21 protein-coding genes, 1 pseudogene and 1 riboswitch are annotated in these 19,810 nt (G+C 31.8%); of the genes and pseudogenes, 2 read left to right on the forward strand and 20 right to left on the reverse strand.

From position 1 onward, the window contains the following. Positions 1 to 6 precede the first annotated feature (6 nt). The 13 genes and pseudogenes from GAN53_RS03775 to GAN53_RS03830 all read right to left on the reverse strand — a co-directional run bounded on the left by GAN53_RS03775 (position 7) and on the right by GAN53_RS03830 (position 11,996). Positions 7 to 2,865 (reverse strand): DNA polymerase, encoded by a 2,859-nt coding sequence (locus tag GAN53_RS03775; RefSeq protein ID WP_151409665.1) that lies wholly within the window; start codon positions 2,863 to 2,865, stop codon positions 7 to 9. Then, positions 2,840 to 3,040, reverse strand: coding sequence for a hypothetical protein (locus tag GAN53_RS03780; RefSeq protein WP_151409666.1), 201 nt, complete (start codon positions 3,038 to 3,040; stop codon positions 2,840 to 2,842). The genes GAN53_RS03775 and GAN53_RS03780 overlap by 26 nt, the downstream gene beginning before the upstream one ends. Before the next feature lie 9 nt (positions 3,041 to 3,049). Next, complete coding sequence (locus tag GAN53_RS03785; protein ID WP_044565544.1) at positions 3,050 to 3,595, reverse strand: DUF2815 family protein; 546 nt, start codon at positions 3,593 to 3,595, stop codon at positions 3,050 to 3,052. Further along, positions 3,585 to 4,082, reverse strand: coding sequence for an HNH endonuclease (locus GAN53_RS03790; protein ID WP_070611445.1), 498 nt, complete (start codon positions 4,080 to 4,082; stop codon positions 3,585 to 3,587). The genes GAN53_RS03785 and GAN53_RS03790 overlap by 11 nt, the downstream gene beginning before the upstream one ends. Next, positions 4,079 to 5,197, reverse strand: a pseudogene (locus GAN53_RS03795) (DUF2800 domain-containing protein). The gene GAN53_RS03790 and the pseudogene GAN53_RS03795 overlap by 4 nt, the downstream one beginning before the upstream one ends. Then, positions 5,197 to 5,493, reverse strand: a complete 297-nt coding sequence (locus tag GAN53_RS03800) for a hypothetical protein (protein ID WP_151409667.1) — start codon at positions 5,491 to 5,493, stop codon at positions 5,197 to 5,199. The pseudogene GAN53_RS03795 and the gene GAN53_RS03800 overlap by 1 nt, the downstream one beginning before the upstream one ends. Beyond that, positions 5,435 to 5,806 carry a hypothetical protein gene (locus tag GAN53_RS03805; protein WP_039880613.1) on the reverse strand — a complete coding sequence of 124 codons (372 nt, stop codon included), beginning with the start codon at positions 5,804 to 5,806 and terminating at the stop codon, positions 5,435 to 5,437. Before GAN53_RS03805 ends, GAN53_RS03800 begins: the two co-directional genes overlap by 59 nt. After that, complete coding sequence (locus GAN53_RS03810) at positions 5,794 to 6,312, reverse strand: sigma-70 family RNA polymerase sigma factor (RefSeq protein ID WP_071027603.1); 519 nt, start codon at positions 6,310 to 6,312, stop codon at positions 5,794 to 5,796. The genes GAN53_RS03805 and GAN53_RS03810 overlap by 13 nt, the downstream gene beginning before the upstream one ends. A gap of 334 nt (positions 6,313 to 6,646) precedes the next feature. After that, positions 6,647 to 6,811 carry a hypothetical protein gene (locus GAN53_RS09720; RefSeq protein ID WP_002834910.1) on the reverse strand — a complete coding sequence of 55 codons (165 nt, stop codon included), beginning with the start codon at positions 6,809 to 6,811 and terminating at the stop codon, positions 6,647 to 6,649. Between the two features lie 72 nt (positions 6,812 to 6,883). Continuing rightward, positions 6,884 to 7,669, reverse strand: coding sequence for an ImmA/IrrE family metallo-endopeptidase (locus GAN53_RS03815; protein WP_151409668.1), 786 nt, complete (start codon positions 7,667 to 7,669; stop codon positions 6,884 to 6,886). 2 nt (positions 7,670 to 7,671) lie between these two features. After that, the gene (locus GAN53_RS03820; RefSeq protein ID WP_002834913.1) at positions 7,672 to 8,043 is read right to left on the reverse strand and encodes a helix-turn-helix domain-containing protein; all 372 of its coding nucleotides are present in this window, start codon (positions 8,041 to 8,043) and stop codon (positions 7,672 to 7,674) included. A gap of 250 nt (positions 8,044 to 8,293) precedes the next feature. After that, the gene (rlmD, locus tag GAN53_RS03825; RefSeq protein ID WP_151409669.1) at positions 8,294 to 9,664 is read right to left on the reverse strand and encodes a 23S rRNA (uracil(1939)-C(5))-methyltransferase RlmD; all 1,371 of its coding nucleotides are present in this window, start codon (positions 9,662 to 9,664) and stop codon (positions 8,294 to 8,296) included. Next, entirely contained in the window at positions 9,636 to 11,996 is a 2,361-nt protein-coding gene (locus tag GAN53_RS03830; protein WP_151409670.1) for an ATP-dependent DNA helicase, read from the reverse strand. The genes rlmD and GAN53_RS03830 overlap by 29 nt, the downstream gene beginning before the upstream one ends. A gap of 65 nt (positions 11,997 to 12,061) precedes the next feature. Between GAN53_RS03830 and GAN53_RS03835 the strand changes: the two genes are divergently transcribed. Continuing rightward, positions 12,062 to 12,826 carry a nitroreductase family protein gene (locus tag GAN53_RS03835; protein WP_151409671.1) on the forward strand — a complete coding sequence of 255 codons (765 nt, stop codon included), beginning with the start codon at positions 12,062 to 12,064 and terminating at the stop codon, positions 12,824 to 12,826. Between the two features lie 3 nt (positions 12,827 to 12,829). Here GAN53_RS03835 and GAN53_RS03840 read toward each other — a convergent pair whose 3' ends face one another. Continuing rightward, the gene (locus GAN53_RS03840; RefSeq protein ID WP_151409672.1) at positions 12,830 to 13,441 is read right to left on the reverse strand and encodes a DNA-3-methyladenine glycosylase; all 612 of its coding nucleotides are present in this window, start codon (positions 13,439 to 13,441) and stop codon (positions 12,830 to 12,832) included. Between the two features lie 47 nt (positions 13,442 to 13,488). After that, positions 13,489 to 13,580, forward strand: a riboswitch (THF riboswitch). Between the two features lie 19 nt (positions 13,581 to 13,599). Between GAN53_RS03840 and GAN53_RS03845 the strand changes: the two genes are divergently transcribed. Then, positions 13,600 to 14,118 (forward strand): folate family ECF transporter S component, encoded by a 519-nt coding sequence (locus GAN53_RS03845; RefSeq protein ID WP_151409673.1) that lies wholly within the window; start codon positions 13,600 to 13,602, stop codon positions 14,116 to 14,118. Positions 14,119 to 14,183: 65 nt separating this feature from the next. Here the strand turns inward: GAN53_RS03845 and GAN53_RS03850 are convergent, their stop codons facing one another. The 6 genes from GAN53_RS03850 to GAN53_RS03875 form a co-directional block, all read right to left on the reverse strand. Then, positions 14,184 to 14,687 (reverse strand): nucleoside 2-deoxyribosyltransferase, encoded by a 504-nt coding sequence (locus GAN53_RS03850; RefSeq protein WP_151409674.1) that lies wholly within the window; start codon positions 14,685 to 14,687, stop codon positions 14,184 to 14,186. Between the two features lie 9 nt (positions 14,688 to 14,696). Beyond that, positions 14,697 to 15,545, reverse strand: coding sequence for a TPM domain-containing protein (locus tag GAN53_RS03855; protein WP_151409675.1), 849 nt, complete (start codon positions 15,543 to 15,545; stop codon positions 14,697 to 14,699). 10 nt (positions 15,546 to 15,555) lie between these two features. Continuing rightward, complete coding sequence (locus GAN53_RS03860) at positions 15,556 to 16,149, reverse strand: LemA family protein (RefSeq protein WP_151409676.1); 594 nt, start codon at positions 16,147 to 16,149, stop codon at positions 15,556 to 15,558. A 27-nt stretch (positions 16,150 to 16,176) separates the two neighbouring features. After that, positions 16,177 to 16,674, reverse strand: a complete 498-nt coding sequence (gene nrdG, locus GAN53_RS03865; protein WP_151409677.1) for an anaerobic ribonucleoside-triphosphate reductase activating protein — start codon at positions 16,672 to 16,674, stop codon at positions 16,177 to 16,179. Beyond that, entirely contained in the window at positions 16,671 to 18,791 is a 2,121-nt protein-coding gene (gene nrdD, locus GAN53_RS03870; RefSeq protein ID WP_151409678.1) for an anaerobic ribonucleoside-triphosphate reductase, read from the reverse strand. Before nrdD ends, nrdG begins: the two co-directional genes overlap by 4 nt. 398 nt (positions 18,792 to 19,189) lie before the next feature. Continuing rightward, complete coding sequence (locus tag GAN53_RS03875) at positions 19,190 to 19,795, reverse strand: hypothetical protein (protein WP_151409679.1); 606 nt, start codon at positions 19,793 to 19,795, stop codon at positions 19,190 to 19,192. Positions 19,796 to 19,810 lie beyond the last annotated feature (15 nt).

The following is a 19,810-nucleotide window of genomic DNA, read 5'->3' on the forward strand; positions in this document are numbered from 1 at the left end:
CCTCCATTAATCTTTCTTATAAAATTCACTTTCAAACCCATCTGCATCTAGAATAAGTCCAGGTGCCCAACTAGGTACTAAGGACATGATTTCATTTATCTCTTCGATACTAGATGAATCACTTTCTATTACAACTTCATCATGGATATGCATGACGATATTAAATCCTTTTTTCTCAAGCCTCATCATAGCCTCTGCTAAAATATCTCTGGCTATTGCTTGAACTATATTTTCTACAAATTTTCCTCCGTAGGATTCTATCTTGTCCCATTTATTTCCTACTACGATTCCTTCATAGACTATTGATTCTCCACCAAATCGATTCGTCCCGATTTTTGCTTTTGGATAAGCAAGTCTTCTTTTTGAGGGTAGTTCTATAAAAAGAATGCCTTTTTCATAGCTAATAACTAGGCTCTTATATTTTTCTTTACTTCTAGTCTTTACAACTCTTTTTACGACTGAATCTATGTCCCACCAAAGACTTACTATATTTGGATTAGCCTCTCGCCAGGAATCAACTATTGATTGAAGTTCATCTTCAGATAAACCCATCTCAATACCACCCATTGCTTTAAGAGCACCTAAGGCTCCTTGGTAGCCACAGTTGTGAACTAATTTCCCTGATACGGTAAAACGGTTATTCTTTCCGGCATTTCGTATATCATAAAGTCTAGTCTTGCCTCTATACCTTTCCAATTTTTTCTTTTCTCGAATACAGCTAATTCTGCATCTTCTATAATTTCGTCTCGGCTTAATCCTTTTGAAAGTTTCCTTATAACAACACTTCGTGCATAAGGCCAGTATTTTTGATGAAATTCTGTTAATACAGTATTTCTCTTGTTCGAAGCATTCTCTATACGAGTTACAAATCTTAAGTTGCCTCTTTCGTAATGCCCATTGTTGTCTATTCTGTCTATTTCTAGTTCTTTTTTTGGCAATCCAAATCTTTCTATTAAATAAAGACCTGCCTCTAGAATTGAAGGAAACTTGAATTTTATTCCTCTTTCTCCATAGTTTTTGTATTCTGGATCTTTTGGGTTGGTACACCTTTGCTTTGCTGCTGTTAGCCTTCTGTCCAACCATCGTGGAATTTGTCTTGGTTGGGAACAAGCTTGACACCCCTTTGATCTTCCTGTCGTTAAATTTCCCCTGTCTTGCCATTGAATGCTTCCACATCCTTGACATCTTGTTAGGACATAACAAGAATTCCAATTTTTCGCCCATCTTTTTTCTGGACTTATAATCTTCACCCACCCGTATTGCTCTCCTACCATCTCCTGATTGTAGGAGATGTGCTCCGCTGGCGGCAGCTTCTCCAAATTGTATTGGCTTTTCTTGCCCCTCGATCCATACGATATGATCTTTTGTTGCTCTAAGCCCGTCATATTCAATCACTTCCCCTATCCCCTTATATATAACTCCATCATGTAAAACCCAGTTTTCTCCATCCCATAATTTATGAGCTTTTGTAAGGTTTTCTATAGGAACTAACCCCTTATCTGTAAGAACTAACTCACCTTCAGCAATACAAGCTAAAGTAGCAATCTTTCCTTTTTGTCTAAGATGTCCGTTTACTCCATGCTTTTCAACTGGCACTCCAAACATCCTCGATGCCGTTCTGCAATAGATATCTTCTCCATTTTCAAAGGCATCCAGTACCCATTGTTCCCCTGCAAGCCATGCAAGGACACGGGCCTCTATTGCTGAAAAGTCAGAGATAATAAACCTAGTTCCTTCTTTTGCTATAAAGGCTGTCCTTATTAGTTGGGATAAAATATCAGATGGTGATTCATATAGAATTTCCATAGTTTCGTAATCTCTATTTTTTATAAGACTTCTGGCAAGGTCTAAATCTTTTAGATTGTTTCTCCTTAAGTTTTGAACTTGAATAAGCCTTCCTGAATACCTTCCAGTTCTATTTGCTCCATAAAATTGGATCAGACCCCTTGCTCGATTATCTTTTCCTTTTACATTTTTCATAGCATCATATTTTCTAACTGAAGACTTAGATAATTCTTGTCTAAGTTCCAATACTTCTTTTATATCTCCCTCAGTATTTTTAAGAGCAGATTCTACATCTTTTTTAGCTAAGGAGTCTATCTCTAAGCCTTTTTTATTAAGCCATCCTTTTAGCTGTAAGGGGGAATTTGGATTTTCAAGACCAGTTAATTCTATGGCTCTGTCCATATTTTCTTCTCGTAATATTTCATCAAATTTAATAGCTGAATCAACTAAAACTTCATCAATTAAGATTCCTCTGTCATTGATGTTTTGGTCTATCCAGTAGTTTTCCCATTCTGATTGAGGCATAGGAAAGGCTGATAGTTTTTTCTTTATCTCCATTTCTGTTTCCACATCTCTTTGGTTATATTCTTTAAAGGTAGACCACTTTTCTAAATCATGATGTGGTAGATTTCTTGTCCTCATACCATTGGTCTTAGTAGGCTTACAAGGAATAGAAAAATATCTTATAAGAGCCTTGCCTTCATTCATCTTTTGCTTATCAAGTTTCAAAACCTCTCCGACTTTTTCAAGGGATAGAGGTAACCCTAGATAGGCTGACCAAATCATGGTGCAGTACCAACCTTGAGGTTTTAATCTCTTACCTAAAAACCTAGATAGACACACCCTTTCAAAGTTCGCATTAAAGGCCCACTTTTCTATACTTTCATCACTAAGTGCTGATAATATTTCTTCAGGAATAATCTCTCCACTTGCCAAATCTATGACCTTAACTTCTCCATCATCAATAGAATAGGCAAAGAGGAGGATTTCAAAATCCTCACTCTCGGCATATTTGTATACACCACTTTTGCCTAAATCAACTGAAGAATAGGTCTCAAGATCTATGGACAATATCTTCATAGCTATCACTAAGCTTTGTTAATTCTGCTAAATTATTTTTTCTATCTTCTTTTATTTGTTTTTCTATTTTTCTGATATCTCTATCTAGTTCTTTTAGCTGAGCTTGTAAAAATCCAAGCTTATACCATAAAAAGGACCAAATAGCTAAAACTATCGCTGTAATTAAATAGTCCATTTCTACCTCCTATGCTAAGAAATCTTCGTCATCATCGTCCATCGCATCGAAGTCATCTGCTGCATTAGACCTATTTCCTAGAGGTTGACCATCTCTTAGTTTTTGAATATTTCCTAGGCCAACGGCCACTCCTTTATTACCATTTACATTGTAGGCGTAGAAGTTAAGAGATACCCTTGCATAAACCCCTGAGTAGACTTCACTTCTATCAAGAATAGGTTCTACATTTCTATCCACAATTTGAGGTGCTGTCATAGAGTTGGCATTTAAGAAATATGCATCTGCATAAGCCTCATCATCTTTTTCTGTGTCACCATCTCTTAATGGAAGCTTGATAGCTTTCTTATTTGGTTTCTTTCCATTGAATTTAGAAAGTCCTTCATCAATAGCAGCATCCACTGCTTTTTCAATTTTCTCAATTGTCTTTTGGTCGCTCTTTGGAATAATGACAGATACTGAGTATCTTTCTTTACCGCCATTGATTGACTTTGGTTCCCATCCGTTAAAATATGATAATCTAACTTCACCTGTAATTACTTTTGTTTTATTTTGCATAATTTTCCTCCTGAATTATATTTAATTTTGCAAATCTACCATGATACTTTTTTGCCGCTTCGTTGTACGCCATTGCAGCGTCTACTTCTTTATCAAAACTGCCTAAATAAATATGCTTTTCATTTATTCTGATGCACGCTTGCCAACATCTATCTCTAATATGAAAAGTAACTCCCTTATATCTAGAGTGAGATTTCATGTTAAACTTTTTTCTATTAAAAGAATTTTCTTGTCTAGTTGCTAGCCTCAAATTAGATCGTCTATTATCTAATCTATTCAGATTTATATGATCTACTTCCATATTCTCTGGAGCATTTAGAATTTGCCTATGCATTCTAATATGGCGAGATTTATTCTCTGGATTGTGTCTACAGGCATATAACTGACCTGGATGACCGCTGGCAAACCACTTATATTTTGATAGTTCTTTGTAATCTTCATCGTCAACTAATGCATAAAGTCCTTTTGTAAGTGGTATTTTTTTCATTCCTTAACCACTCCAAATTCTTCTTTAACATTGTCAATTTTTACTTCCTCTCGTTTGTCATCAATGCTAACTAGGGTTAACTTTCCTTTTGGTTTTTCTAATAAGTCTACGATATTTTCATCAAAGACTTTTTTACCTAGTAACTTAGTCATAGCTGTGATGCCAAGTAACTTCTCTTCAAAGGGATTAAATCCCAGTTCTTTTACTTTTTTTACAACTTCATCTTAATCTCGGTATTTTCTATTTGACCTGCCTTCGACAAGTTTTAGGTTCTTCCATCTATGGCCCTTCATTGCTCTTTCTAAAGCATAGGCCTTGATATCTTTGACCCATTGTTCCATTTCGTCTAGTCTTGGTAAAATCTCTTCAATTTCATCATCAGATAGTTCTGGTGGTAGGATAAATTCTTCTTGTGCCAGTTTTAGGTTTTCTTCCGCTCTTTCCCTGCATTTATTCTTAGCTTTGCAGAAGATGCACCATTCTCCACAAGAGAATTCTCCTTCTCCTTTGTAAGCTTTCTCTGCAATCTCTCGTACAGATTCTCCCCACTTATAAAGTTCTATCTTTTTAATTTCATAAATTGATATATTACACCTTCTTGGTTGATAGATGTGAAGTATTACATTTTCGATATCATAAATTCCATCAAAGAGAGTCAGAGCACCTAGGCCATATAACATGAGTTGTGAATTCTCTTTAGCATCTACTAAAACTCCTTGACCATACTTTAGATCTATTACATGAAGTTCTTTTCCTCCAACAACTACACAGTCAGCTGTACCAAAAGACTCCTTAACATAGTCTGATAGGTCAAGCCTTTCTTCTACAAAGACGGCTGGACTTTCGTATCTACTTACTACTTCTGTTACATATGAGGCATATCCTTCAGTTAACTCATCCATTTCTTCATCATAAAAATCCAAATCCTCTGTTGGGTCTTTAGTATCTAAACCTAATAACTTCTTTAGTTTATATTCTGCTAAGGCATGAGCTGAGGTGCCTTCAAGTGCATAAGGACTAACTTCATCTTCATATTTTTGAGAAAGCCTAACGCTTGGCGGACAGTGAATCCATCTATTAGAAGATGATGCTGATAAAATAGCATGATCGCCCATTACAACTTCTCCACATCTGCTACCAAGCCTTTATAGTTACTTGGTTCAATCTCAGATAACTTTTTAGCTCCATACTTTTCTAAGAGTTCTCTTATTTTAGCTGTATGGCCTAATCTTGATTTGTCGGCTAGTATCTTTCTAACATCTTCAATTTCATAGGTCTTTTCTTCTTGTTTCACCTTCTCTTCTTTAGGTAGTTCCTCATCACTTTCTAGTGCTGTTAGAAGGACACCTATACTAGATGCAAGATTCTCTGCATCTTCTTTGATTTCCATTAGTAGCTTTATTCTTGACACTTTTTTCTCCTTTCTCTGGTTGCATTAATTCCTTAGCTATCTTCTTAGCTACAATTGAGATGGCTATTAAACTTTCTGCCATCTGTTCGTTTTTTACTAAGTCCACTTTGTTCCTCCTTTCATATTCCTTGGGACATTCATTAAATTTTTGAGTAAGATTTCTCCTCTCATACTCCTTAGGACATTTGCCTTCATTTTGAGTAAGTTGTATCTCCTCATACTTCTTAGGACATCCTGTTTGTATTTGAGTAAGACTTCTTCCCTCATATTCCTTAGGACATCTAGTAAGTTTTTGAGTAATTATTTTTTCCAAGGTCTCAATTTCTCTTGAATCTTTGGTAAATGCTTATTTTTGATGTTATTAACTGTTTTTTGGGATATTCCTACTACTTCTGCGACTTCTCTTTCTTTCATTTCGTAGAGAAAAAGTAGTTTTAGAACTTTTTTATCTCTTTCAGAAAATTCACTAATGACTTCTAAGAATGCTTCTTCTAGAAGTTTGTACGTTACTATGTCCTCAGTATTTTTAACGCTAGTTACTTCAAAGTCGTATTCTTCTTCAGCAACATCAAGGGATAAGGGAAGACCATATTCTTTTGTTTCGACAAATCCTGTTTCTAAGCTTCCTGCTTGGACGTAGTTTCCATTTTTCTCAGCCGCTGTTTTAATTCTTTCTTTATCCTGTAGCCCTTCTAAATTCTTGTAGGCTCTTTGGATTCTCTTTTTTTCTCTCCAGATTGGTTTCATATATTCTTTGTAGACTTCTTCACTAACTTCGATTTCTTTGCCATTTATTTCTAAATATCTTTTCTTTGCCATCTTTTGCCTCCTTGCAAAATCTCTAGATCCGCAAGAAGGCCATCCGTAAAAACAAAAAAAGACGGCAATAGAAAACCATGGTTTGGTTTTCCGACTGCCGTCTAGCGTTCTTGCGGATATCTTTTACTTATTTAAAATTTTAATTTCGCCTTTAACTACATAGGCTATGGTTGTACTTTTACCTCGTCTGATAGTTAGCTTTTTCTTGTCTTCACTAATATCACAGACTCTTTTTCCTTCTTTGTTTCTTATTTCTATAGGATCACCTCCTTAATATAAAAATAGCCAGATGAGTTTCCTTTTGAATACTCATCCGGCTATTTGATAGTTACATTTACTTCTTTGCTCGGTATGGTTTTTTCTTATTTTTGTTTGATATTTCCAGTGTTGAGATTTTCCCACAGTGTGGACATTTTGCTGCTATCTCTATTTTCTCTAAAGGAATTCTTGATACATCAAAAAATCTCTTTTTACAGACTGGACATGCCATTTGTTCCATAATACCTCCTTATCTTTCCTTGTTAGCTTCTTTGCTAATTTCTTTCTTAAAAAAATATAGCTAAGCTATATTTTAAAAACTAAATTCGTTATATAGTTCTTTTGTTAATTCAAAGTCATTAGGTGCATAGCCTAATACTTTTAATCGAACTAATGCTGCTGTTTTTGATACTTGGAATTGCTCTGATACTTTCATGACGAAATCAAATAGATAAGTTTCATCCTTAATATGCTTATCATAACCTAGATAGTATAAATACTTTATAATCGCTTTTTTATTCATCAAAAGACAAGAAGCAAATGTATTCGCCTGCCATTCTATTGTATCCATAAATCCCCAGCGTTTATTTTTCTTTTTATTAACATCGCCAGTTCGACAAGCAAGTGATGCAGGCTTTTCTTCTTCATTAAAAAAAGATAGTTGGTTTGGATCTCTATAAGATACACACGGATGTATGACCCCATGTCCACATTCATGAGCTAGGGTGAACCTTCTAAACCCTTTATCTCTTGGATTGTCTAATTGCTTATCTATTAGAATAGTATTGGCTCTATCTGTAAGATATTCTAGTTCCCATTGTCCAGTTTCAACATTTGGCATCAGGCTTTTCATTGTTCGTATTACTTGGTCATCATTAAAGACCATCATCCCTGCATAGCATCCGTTATGAGATAAGTAGGCATATTCAACATTAAACCCTAAATCAAATTCTGCCAGTCCCTCAATATCTACTGCTTCAAAATTTTCAATTGCAGAAGGACAATATTTATTGAGAATTTGCTCGGTCAGTGATTCAATTTGATCTAAAGTGATAAATGGAGCACCTGTACTTGATTTGTTGAAGTTATATTGATACATGCCTACCTCTCTTTTTCAATTTCTTCAATGAATTTTATCCACTCTTCTTCTTTTACATCTAAGTCTCTAGCCTTTCTCAAAGCTACGCTTAAGCCTTTAGTCTTTAAAATATACTCTGGCAAATCAGGTGCCACCGTATTTCTTTGCTTTCCAGCTAAATCCATCATAATGGATGATTCTTCTTCATCCAAGTTTAATATTTTAGCAATTTGGTTCAACCTATCTAAGTCAAAAGAATCTCTTTTTCCTTTCTCTACATCGCTTAGATACGGTGAGGAAATATTAAGCCTGTCTGCCATATCCTTTAAGGTGATTCTTAAATCCTTTCTCTTCTGAGAAATAAAATCCCCAAAAGTCAGTTCGTGATTGTTCATGATTACCTCCTATTACTTTATTAGCTAATCTGCTAACTTGTTTATATTTTACAACTTATTAATTGATGTGTCAAGTCCTAATATCTATTCTGTTCACTCTCCCTATAAATATCTATCCTGTCTACACACCCCTGCGATTTTTACTATTAATATGTTCCCACAAGGTATTTTTCAAATAGAAAAATGGCTTTTAAGATTTCTTCTAAAATCCTAAAAGCCATTGATTTCAACAGTTTTATAGCTTGTTATTCTATTTTCTTGACATCAATACTACAGTCTCCACATGTCTTGATCTCGGAAATTGGTCTATTATTTGGTAGTTTTTTATTTGGTAGCCATTTGCTAGGAATGTTTTTAAGTTTTCTACTTGAGTTTTTGGATTGCAGGATATGTAGACGAATTTTTCTGGATTTACTTGTAGAATTTTTTCTAAAGTTTTTTCATTTATGCCTGATCTTGGTGGATCGAGGATTACAAGATCAAATTTACCTTTAACTTTTTCTATTTCTTCTAATACATCTCCTGTTAGAAAATTTATATTTTCGATACCATTTTCTTTGGCATTTTCTTTGGCTTTTTCTACTGCTTCTGCTACTATTTCAATACCTGTAGCTGATTTTGCATTTTTTGCCATAAGTTGAGTTATAGTTCCTGTTCCAGAGTATAGATCAAGAACATTTATATTTTTATTTACATCGGCAAATTCTATGGCTTTTTCATATATTATCTCTGCTGCAAATAAGTTTGGTTGGAAAAATGAAAATGGAGAAATTCTAAATTTTAATCCCGACATTTCTTCTGTAATAAATTCTTCTCCGTACAAGAGATCAATTTTTTCCGCAATTACAGCATCTGCTAGCGAATTATTTGTAACATGAAAAATAGATACTAGTTTACCTGCTAGTTTAAGACTTAATAAAAATTCTACGAATTTGTCTTTTTCATTTTTATCAAAACTTTGGTCATCTGTTGTTACTAATATTGCCATTATTTGACCAGTTTTGTGAGCTTTTCTTATGATAAAATGTCTTAGTAAGCCTTCCTTTTTTGATTTGTGGTAAAATTCTGTGCCTTTTTCTCTAAAATAATTTTGAACTTCTTCTCTAATTTTGTTAAAGTCGCCATCTACTATGTTACAATTTATAGTATCCACAATTTCATAAAATCTATTTTGCCTATGTAAGCCTAGGACTAATTCTCCGCCCTTGTAGGAATCACCGAAAGTATATTCCATCTTGTTTCTATACTCATAAATTTTAGGAGGCGAATTGAAGATAATATCACTATCGATATCCATTTTGTTAGTTACAAGTAAATCTTTTATCATTTCTTCTTTTAAAGCTGATTCAACTTCATAATCTAATTTTTGATAGGAGCAACCTCCACAAATATCGGCATTGGGACAATGATTTTTATTAGTTTCCAAAGGAGAATCTTCTATTAGTCCTAAAAATTTTCCGATTTTTTTATTATTTCTATTTCTGGTAATTTTTACCTGGGCAATTTGGCCTTTAAGTCCGCCCTTAAATTCAACAGTTTGACCTTTTTCATTAAGACCTAGAGAAATATTTGGATATTGCATTTCATTTATCTTAACTTGGTAAATTTGTTTTTTTCTCAATATTTTCCTCCCAAAAATTATTAGCTTCTTCTTTTAGTAAAGAGCCTGTATTTACAATTTTAATTTCTTTTTTTCTCCAATGTTTTGGATAAAGCAATTGATATTTTCGACTTGTAAATCTATCATCTAAAAGGTAGATTATTCCCCTATCGTTTTCACTTCTTATAACTCGTCCAGCTGCTTGGAATACTTTATTTATGCCTGGATAAGTGTAGGAATAATCAAAGCCAGAATATCCTAATTTGTCAAAATGTTCTTTGATTAAATTTCTAAGGCTTGAAACTTTAGGCATCCCAACTGAAATTATCATAGCACCAATTAATTTTTCTCCAAGAAGATCAATTCCTTCAGAAAAAACTCCACCTAATACAAGAAAAGCAGTTTTGGCAGATTTTTCATCAAAATTTTTAATAAATTTTTTGATATCTTTTTCGCTCATCGACCTATCTTGTAATAAAATTTCATCGTCAAATTTTTGCTTATAGTCATTATAAACTTCTTCTAAATAAGCATAAGAAGGGAAAAATATAAAGTAATTTCCTTTTTTTGAATTGATAAATTCATTGATACTTGTGGAAATTTGCTCTAAATTTCTATTTCTATCTTTGTATCTCGTGCTAATTTCTCTACTAAATATGGCAAAATTGTTTTCAGGAAATGGCATATCTAGCCTTAGTTTTAAGCTATTTTCTGCCCCTAATATTCTCATAAAATAAGTAATTGGAGATAAGGTTGCAGAGAAAAACACCACTGTTCTTGCAAATTTATACTTATTATCCAAAACTTCTGAAGGATCAATGCATTTGATTTGAAAAATAATAGTTTGGTTTTCTTCATCAAAAGAAATAATCGAATAAAATCCTTTGGTATAATAATCACTTATTTTAAAATATTTATTTATATCAAAAAACAAATTTAACAAATCTTCATAATTAGGATCATTTTTTTCCTCTACCAAAAATCTTTGCAAGGGCTTTATTAATTTTTGTAAATATTCATCAAAGTCATCGATAAGATTTTCCTGGTAATAATATAATTTTTTGCCATGTTTATTGTATAATTCGTCAAATTTATCGATAATTTCCCTAATAATTTTAGAAATTTTTTTATATTTTTTTTCTTTTAATATTTCTAGCAAATCAGTAAATCTATTTTTTGAAAAAGTAAAAGAATACATTTCTCTTGCTCTTTCTAACAAATTATGTGATTCATCTACCAAAAATATATATCTACTTGAAATTTCATCAAAAAATCTTTTTAAATAAATATTTGGGTCAAAGACATAATTATAATCACAGACAACAAAATCTACATAATTTGAGATATCAAGCTCAAATTCAAAGGGGCAAATCCTGTATTTTTCAGCATAAGAGATTACTTTATCAAAATCTATTATTTCCTCATTTGAGATTATATCTAAAATACCATCATTTACTCTATCAAAATGACCCTTGGCAAAGGGACAATCGATGGGATTACATTTAACTTCATCATTTAGGCAAATTTTTTCCTTGGAAGTTATATTTAAAGCCTTGATAAATAAGCCTTTTTCTCTTAAAATTTTTATGGCTTTCATGGCTTCTTTGCCTTGGGTATTTTTGCTGGTTAAATAAAAAATTTTATCAGATAAGTCTTCTCCCATTGATTTTACTGATGGAAAAACCGTCGATATTGTTTTGCCAATGCCAGTTGGTGCATCCACAAATAAATTTTTGGAATCTAAAATAGATTTATAAACAGCAAGGCACATTTTTCTTTGACCCTTGCGGTAATCCTTATATGGAAAGTCTAAAATTTTGATACTTTCATTTCTTTTTTCTATATTTTTAGCTAAAATTTCTGAAAATTTTAGATAATTTTCCAATAAATTCATATAGAATTTGTGCAAATCTTCAATACTAAATTCTTTTTTAAAAATCTTTGTAGAATAATCCTCAACACTTACATAGGTTAAAGTTATAAATATTTTAGATAATTTCTTATCTAATGCATAAAAATACGCATAGCACATTCCTTGAGCCCAGTGGAGTTTGTTCGTATCGTCAATATCAGAAAGATCTCTTGCAGTAGATTTGATTTCATCGATAATAAAATCGCTTCCATCTTTTATAAGTCCATCAGCTCTACCAAAAACATTGAATGTGACAAAAGAAATTGTCGTTGAATTTTTTAGAGAAACTTCTTTTTTATAGTTATCTCCAAAAGAGCTTTGGATTTTTTGATGAGCTCTAATTCCTTCAATAAGTCTTGCATTATCTCTAAAAGTATTATCAATATCTCCAGATCTCATCACAAATTCTATTAAATTTCTTACAGAGATTTTAACTATCATTTTATCACCTTTTATTAATATACCTTAAGGCTGGGTATAAATGTATAGAAAGAAAGGGAGCAATTATGAACAACACAATCAAAGATCAACTAAATCACAGAACAATTAGAGAATTTAAGGATGAAAAACTCGACGATGAAATTATCGACAAATTATTAGAAGTTGCAAATAGATCTGCTTCAAGTAATGGTATGCAATATTTTTCCATAATAAATGTTACAGATCCAAAGATTAAGGCAAAATTTGCAGAAAATGGCGACCAAGAATATATGGCAAGAGTTCCACATCTTTTTATTTTTGTAGTCGATTTGTTTAGAAATTATATGATAGCAAAAGAAAATCATGAAGAAAATGATGAAATGATTGGTTTTGATAAATTTATCCAAGGATTTTCTGATGCGATAATAGCAGCACAAAATTTAACTGTAGCATGCGAAAGTCTTGGCCTAGGTTGTAATTATTTTGGCAATATCCACAATGATACAAAAATGGTTATAGATTTGCTAAAACTTCCAAAATATACCTATCCTGCTGTGGGAGTAGGATTTGGAATTGCTAACCAACAACCACAACTTAAACCAAGAATTGATATAAAACTAAAAACTTTTGAAAATTCTTACAAAGTTTTTGATAACTATAATGAAATGATAAAAGATTATGATGAAATAATCACTACTTATTATGATTTAAGAGATCATAATAAAGGTTCTGATTCATTTTCCAAACAAATTCCTAAAAAACAAGGAACTACAAAGAAAAATAGGTCTAAAATGTTTGAAACACTTATAGACCAAGGATTTAAGATTAATTTTAAGGATAAGACTCTTTAGGCCTTATCCTTTTTTGACTTTTGAAACATAAGGATTATCTTTTATATAAAATCTATAGGGATAATCTTTTGCTTCTTTGGCATAGTCGATACCGATTCTTTTATCAGCAATTATTTGAAAATCTTTAATATCATCTTCTAGATAGAAATTTTCTGTAAATAGATTTTTTCCATTTAGTTTTTTATCTATGGCTAAGGCTTTGGTTATTTTACCTGGACCATTTGTTAAATTTTTCTTTTGATATGGCGATAGATTTTCATACTTTAGACCAAATCTATTTAAGGAAAAGTTGTCTATTTCTGATAGCGGTTCTATAGCCCTTATCAATACTCCTTCTGGATGATTTTTATCTCTGGTTATAAAATTCATTAGATAATGTATGCCATAAGTTTGGTAGATATAAATAGTTCCGGCATCCTCATACATAATTTTATTTCTATTAGTTTTATTATTACCAAAGGTCTGGCAGGCTCTATCTTCTATTCCCATATAAGCTTCAGTTTCTACAATTCTAGCTTTATAGATTATATTATTATCTTTTCTTATTATAATTTTCCCCAGCAAATCTTTTGCCACCTCTAATGTATCTCTATCAAAAAATTCTCTCTTTATCATAAGCCCTCAATGTTTTTATTTTTCTATTTATATGATATCATATAATCATCAGAGTAGATAGGAAGCATCAAGTGCTAGAAAATGGGTTGTTGTTTCTAGACGAAGCCAAAGGCTATGATTTTCTATCGCAACCGCTGCCTCTGATAGAAAGGGGAAAAATGAATAAGAAGTTAACTATTAACACGCTTACAAAGATTGCAATTCTTGCAGCCTTATCAGTTGTTCTAAGAAGGTATTTTACAATTACAATTCCTGTAAACAAAAAACTTGGCATTGGTTATATTCCAATAATTATGTCAGGTATTTTGTATGGGCCAAGCCTTGGAGGAATTACAGGTGCTTTAGCTGATGTAGTTGGTATGCTTTTAAATCCAGATGGGATCTTCCACCCTGGTTTTACCTTTAGTGCATTTTTGATAGGATTTTTACCAGGCATTGTTTCATTTAAAATTTTTCATAAAGATTTAGATGAAAAATTAAATTGGATTATTATAATTAGTTCATTTTTAGTTTTTATGCTTGTAAGATTATTAGTTGATTCAATATGGTTAGTCCAATATTCCAAAAACCCATATTGGATTTATGTTTTAGGTAGAGTTCCTAAACAAGCTATTGAAACTGTTCTAAATATCTTTGTATTAAAAATATTATTACCAAGAATAAAAAAATACGCATAAAAAAATAGCTTTAAGCTTTTAAGTAAAAAAATGCAAGCGAAATTTTACTTAAAGCTTAAAGCTTTTTAATTTTTCTTTATAAAATAATTTATTAAATCAACTAATTCTTCTTTGTAGGAATTATCTCCAGCATAGCCGACAATAAGATGTCCATGCTCTTTGACTTTTCCAACTATCATCAAATTTCTATATAATTTATTTTCGCCAGTTCCTATGTATCTCATATCAGTTATGATTCCAATTATAAGCCTTGGAAAATCTATTCCATGCTCTTTTTCAAATTCTGCCATAACCCCATGAGCCATAATTTCTGCTGCTACTCCATCATCAATTGATAGCCCATCAAGGCATGCTATCAATATATTTGCTTTTTTTAGTTCAGCAGTATCTGCTTGGGCGATTTTTATATCGGTAATTATATCGTCATTGTTTTTCTTATCGTTGATATCTGCATTTCTTTGAGGAACATACAAAATTAAATCAGTTTTTTCTTCTATATATTTTGCTAAATTCTCAGTCCATGTAAACATAGCATCATTAAAAAAATGACTTGCTAAATATCCATACATTTTTTCTCCTTAAAAACCTCTTCCAGCTCCACCGCCACCGGATGAACCTCCGCCACCAGAAAATCCACCAGATGATCCACCAAATGAAGAAGATCCAAAATCGCTGCCTGAAAATAAGCTATCAAAAGAACTTTCATAACTTCTACTACTATAATAACTTCTCTTTCTTGGAAATCCATTTTTATATCTTTTAGATGGATAAGCTCTGTATAGAACTCTTCTAATCAAATTAGAAAAGATTATAAAACAAATTAGTATTAAAAACAATGTCCCTAAACTTATTCCTTTTTGACTCGGATTATTTGCCTTTAGATATTGATCGTAATTTCCATCTAATTTGATTTGGTATTCATCGGCAATTTCTGCAACTACAGCATTAAATCCTTCGTTTAAGGCCTTAGAATAATTAGAAGCTTTTAGATCGCTTAGCATAAAATTATCTATAATTCTACCAACTTTACCATCGTTAAGTCTTCCTTCAATTCCATAACCAGTTGCAATAAAAACTTCTCTTTTTCCACTTGTGTCATCTTGGCTTATAAGTATTAAAACTCCATTTTTTTTCTTACTATCGCCTATTTTCCATTTATTAAAAATTTTTACTGCCAAATCACTTGCTGGAAGCGATTGAGTGTTTTTGACAGTTGCAACTACGACCTGAGAACCTGTTTTGCTTTCTAGCTCTTTGTTGGTGGAATTTATATTATCCTTTGCACTTTGATCAAGCATATTTAGCTCATCTAAATAATAATCACTTGGAGGATCTGGTAGGTTTTCATTAGCCAAAGAAAAAAAAGGAAAAACTAATAGGCTAATGAGTAAAATCAAGTTTATTGTAAATATTTTTCCTTTCTTCATTCTTCTCTCCTTAATTATTTTTGTTAAAATCTACCGTTGGTGCATCTTGAGCTTTTTCGCTGGCTTGGAAATACTCAGCTTCTTGGTAGCCTGTTATTTTTGCTATAAAATTTGTCGGAAATCTTTTAATATCAGCGTTGTATTTTTTAACAGCTTGATTGTAATTTCCTCTTTCGACAGAAATTCTATTTTCAGATCCTGCAAGCTCATCCATTAATTGAGTGTATTGGGTATTTGCTTTTAAATCTGGATAATTTTCAACTACGACATTAATATCACGAATTGCTTGGCTAAGATTTTCGTTAGCATTTGCCAATTCTTCTGGTGTTTTTGCGTTAGTTACCCCAGCTCTAGCTTCTGTTATCTTTGTTAGGGTTTCGCCCTCATAATCAGAGTAACCCTTGACTGTATTTACCAAATTTGGTATAAGGTCTGCTCTTCTTTGCACGACATTTTGCACTTGGGCATAGGCTTCATTTACATTTTCTCTAGCTCCTGCCAACCTATTGTAGGTAGGAACTATTAGAAGTAAAGCTACCGCTACAATTGCTATTATTATTCCTATAGGTCCGAGACCACGTTTTTTTTGATAATTCTGGTTCATTTTTCCTCCTAAAATATTTATATTATATTAATACCCCTCTAAAAGTATAATCTTATTTTCTTTTAATGAATTTTTTACATCAATAATCCTTTGATTTTTTGAGCCTCTAAAAGCAAGTGTCAGATCTTTTTTTTCTTCTATAAAAGGTCCATCAACCAAAACATCTATTAGTTTTAGTAATTCACGAGCTTTTTCAATTCTAATTAATATTTCAAAAGTATAACCAGAATAAATCCATATAGACTTATCTATTTCTTTTCTAATTATTTTTACAATGTCCACTAGTCCGTCCAAATTTTCAAATGGTTCGCCACCTAGAATAGTTAAGCCTGAAACATTTGGATCTTTCAAATAACTTATAAGTTCTTTTGTTGTATCAGAAGTCCATTTTTCGCCAAAATTATGGTCTTGATATTCTTTATTAAAGCAGTTTTTGCAATTAAGTGAGCAACCAGTTACGAAAAAACTTGTTCTTATTCCTGGACCATTTGCTATATCATATTTTCTAATTTGGGCATAATTCATATGTGTAAAACCCTAGCTTTGATTTCTTTTGTACGTCCTTCATTCCAGAAATTTTCACCTAGATAACCACAAGTTCTTCTTACAACTGTTAGTTTGCTACGATCTTTGTTGCCGCAATTTGGACAATACCAATTATTTTCATCATCTAATAATATTTCTCCATCAAAGCCACACTCGCTGCAATAATCAGATTTGGTGTTAAATTCTGCATATTGAATATTATCGTAAATATATCTTATCATTGTCATAACAGCTTCGATATTATTAGTCATATTAGGAATTTCTGCATAAGAAATACAACCACCAGTTGATAAGCTTTGAAATTCCGATTCAAAGTCAAATTTTTCAAATACAGAAATTTTTTCTCTTACATCAACGTGAAAAGAATTTGTATAATAACCCTTGTCAGTCACATCTTTTATATCTCCAAATCTCTTCTTGTCTATTGATGCAAATCTATGGGTTAAGCTCTCTGCTGGAGTTCCGTAAACAGCAAAGGCTATGCCATATTCTTTTGACCATTCTTCTTTTTTCTGATTTAACATTCTCATTATTTTTAGGGCGAATTCTTTGCCTTCTTTGCTTGTGTGAGATTTGCCAGTTACAAGTATACTTGCTTCGTAAATTCCTATATAACCGATGGTTACAGTTGCATATCCATTTTCTAGAAGTGGCTTAATTGGCGTATGTTTTGGAAGTCTTGCAATTGCTCCATGAGAAAAATGTATTGGAGAAGAATCGCTTGTTACTTTTGATAAGTGATCGTATCTTAATAGTCCAACTTCTTTTACCAATTCAAGTCTTTTTTCCAAAATTTCAAAGAATTTTTTCTCATCATTTCTAGCAAGTATTCCAATTTGTGGAAGATTTATTGTACAAACTCCCATATTAAATCTGCCTTCAAATTTATAATTGCCATCCTCATCTTTATATGGAGGCAAAAATGCTCTACAACCCATTGGAGAGAATACATTGCCCTCATAATTTTCACGCATTTTTTTTGCGGAAATATAATCTGGATACATTCTTTTTGCCGTGCATTTTCCAGCTAATTGTGTTAAATAGTAATATTTACTATCTTTATGGATATTATTTTCATCCAAAACATAGATTAATTTTGGAAAAGCAGGTGTTACATATACTCCAGCTTCGTTTTTTATGCCCAAATATCTTTGTCTTATAATTTCTTCAATGATTTTAACACTTTGATCAAGATTTGGATCATTTTCATCTGTATGCATGAACAATGTTACAAATGGAGCTTGACCGTTACTAGTCATTAGCGTATTTATTTGATATTGGATTGTTTGTATACCAGATTCCAAATCCTTTTGAGTCATAGCTTCTGCCATTTTTTTTGAAACTTCGCCCTCGCCTAAAGTTTTTTCTGCAAGTCTTAGATTTTTATTATAGGATTTTTTTAAATAAGGACTTAGACAACTAATGTTTATTGATTGACCGCCATATTGGTTAGATGCAATTTGAGCTATTATCTGAGTCATGACATTGCAAGCTACTTGAAAAGATTTTGGTGTTTCTATTAATTTGCCATTTATAACCGTTCCATTATCTAGCATATCTTTCATATCAACTAGACAACAGTTAAAAATTGGTTGGATAAGATAATCCAAATCGTGAATATGTATGGCTCCTGATTCGTGAGCTTCTACCAATTCTGCTGGTATTAATTTTCTTTTTGCTATATCTTTGGCAACTTCTCCTGCTATAAGATCTCTTTGAGTTGATGCAATTAGTGGATTTTTGTTGGAATTTTCATCCATTACATCGACATTAGTCATATTTAATAAACCTAAGATATCCTTATCTGATGTATTTTGCTCTCTCTTGTAAGCTTGAACAGATTTGTAGGATTCGTAGGCTCTTGCAGTTGCTGGATTATTTTTTTCTATTAATTTGTAATATACCAAGTCTTCAATTTCATATATACTTAATTCGTTTACATCTTTTTTCTCATTTTCAATTTCACTAGCTATTTGATCTGCTTGACCTTTTATGTAAACTCCTGATGGAGAATGCATAGCTTTTTCAATTGCTATGGTGATTTTTTCCTTGTTAAATTCAGTTTTTTTATTATCTCTTTTAATTACTGTAGTCATGACGCTCCTCCTATATTGTGATTAAATTATACCATATGTAGTATGTTTTTTGCAATAGCTAACTATATATAGTATATAATAGTGAAAAACTTGCAATTAAAAAAAGCTTACTTAAGCTTGTAATTTTAATATTTCTAGTAAAATACAAGTAAGTAAGCTATTTTAATATTAAAATAGTGACATTTTTGCAATGATTAGACTAAGAAAAGTTATTGATAGTATTATTTTCATATTTTTTTTAAAGTAATTATTAAAATTAATAAAATATATTATTATAACTATTGAAACTATAGACGAATAAAATGCATAGGTTCTATCAAAAAATTTATCTGAAAATAATAAAATTATTACAGAAATAATAGCAAGCAGTTTTATAATTATATCTCTAAAACTTTTCATTAGTATTTACCTACACCAATAATATGAAAAATAGGGTTCGGATTAACTGTCACATAGATTCCATGTTTTTTACTAGTACTAGCGTCCCACAAAGCTGCTGAAACTCCAGTTGAGTAACCGCCAAATATTGCCGCAACAATATTTGCAGGTGGAAATGCAATGCCTATTGTTGAAGCAACTAATGATGCAACACCAGCAGCAGTTGCACTTTTCCCCAAGATGTTTGTTAACTTATAATATGAAAAGTAATACGTTTTGTTTACTCCTTTTCTTGCAAAACGGTATGTGAACAAATTATTATTATGTAAATTTGTATCCAGAGATGTATATTTACCAGTAATTGTAGAATAAATCTTATTTTCATTCTTGTAAAAAATTAATTCATCTATGGTTCCCTTATCTAAACTTAACATTCTAACTGTTCTTGTTTTATCATTTTCTAAAATTGTAATTTTTGTGTTTTCTACAGTCGTATAATTTTCATACTCTTCATTTCTAAAAGTACTATAATTACTAGTGTTCTCTACTTGTGAATATGCATAAGAATAAGAAATTGAATGTAAAAATATTAATATAGATATCATTAGCATTAGCTTCTTTTTCATAATTTGCTCCTTGTC

This window comes from Anaerococcus sp. Marseille-P9784 (assembly GCF_902500265.1).
In the GTDB taxonomy this organism is placed as follows: Bacteria; Bacillota; Clostridia; order Tissierellales; family Peptoniphilaceae; genus Anaerococcus.

Excerpts from the sequence above, each read along its gene's own strand:
- GAN53_RS03775 (WP_151409665.1), bottom strand. The coding sequence starts at position 2,865 with ATGAAGATATTGTCCATAGATCTTGAGACCTATTCTTCAGTTGATTTA.
- GAN53_RS03790 (WP_070611445.1), bottom strand. The coding sequence starts at position 4,082 with ATGAAAAAAATACCACTTACAAAAGGACTTTATGCATTAGTTGACGAT.
- GAN53_RS03855 (WP_151409675.1), bottom strand. The coding sequence starts at position 15,545 with ATGAAGAAAGGAAAAATATTTACAATAAACTTGATTTTACTCATTAGC.
- GAN53_RS03815 (WP_151409668.1), bottom strand. The coding sequence starts at position 7,669 with ATGTATCAATATAACTTCAACAAATCAAGTACAGGTGCTCCATTTATC.
- GAN53_RS03875 (WP_151409679.1), bottom strand. The coding sequence starts at position 19,795 with ATGAAAAAGAAGCTAATGCTAATGATATCTATATTAATATTTTTACAT.
- GAN53_RS03840 (WP_151409672.1), bottom strand. The coding sequence starts at position 13,441 with ATGATAAAGAGAGAATTTTTTGATAGAGATACATTAGAGGTGGCAAAA.
- GAN53_RS03835 (WP_151409671.1), top strand. The coding sequence starts at position 12,062 with ATGAACAACACAATCAAAGATCAACTAAATCACAGAACAATTAGAGAA.
- GAN53_RS03780 (WP_151409666.1), bottom strand. The coding sequence starts at position 3,040 with ATGGACTATTTAATTACAGCGATAGTTTTAGCTATTTGGTCCTTTTTA.
- GAN53_RS09720 (WP_002834910.1), bottom strand. The coding sequence starts at position 6,811 with ATGGAACAAATGGCATGTCCAGTCTGTAAAAAGAGATTTTTTGATGTA.
- GAN53_RS03810 (WP_071027603.1), bottom strand. The coding sequence starts at position 6,312 with ATGGCAAAGAAAAGATATTTAGAAATAAATGGCAAAGAAATCGAAGTT.
- nrdD (WP_151409678.1), bottom strand. The coding sequence starts at position 18,791 with ATGACTACAGTAATTAAAAGAGATAATAAAAAAACTGAATTTAACAAG.
- nrdG (WP_151409677.1), bottom strand. The coding sequence starts at position 16,674 with ATGAATTATGCCCAAATTAGAAAATATGATATAGCAAATGGTCCAGGA.
- GAN53_RS03820 (WP_002834913.1), bottom strand. The coding sequence starts at position 8,043 with ATGAACAATCACGAACTGACTTTTGGGGATTTTATTTCTCAGAAGAGA.
- GAN53_RS03785 (WP_044565544.1), bottom strand. The coding sequence starts at position 3,595 with ATGCAAAATAAAACAAAAGTAATTACAGGTGAAGTTAGATTATCATAT.
- GAN53_RS03860 (WP_151409676.1), bottom strand. The coding sequence starts at position 16,149 with ATGAACCAGAATTATCAAAAAAAACGTGGTCTCGGACCTATAGGAATA.
- GAN53_RS03850 (WP_151409674.1), bottom strand. The coding sequence starts at position 14,687 with ATGTATGGATATTTAGCAAGTCATTTTTTTAATGATGCTATGTTTACA.
- GAN53_RS03845 (WP_151409673.1), top strand. The coding sequence starts at position 13,600 with ATGAATAAGAAGTTAACTATTAACACGCTTACAAAGATTGCAATTCTT.
- GAN53_RS03830 (WP_151409670.1), bottom strand. The coding sequence starts at position 11,996 with ATGATAGTTAAAATCTCTGTAAGAAATTTAATAGAATTTGTGATGAGA.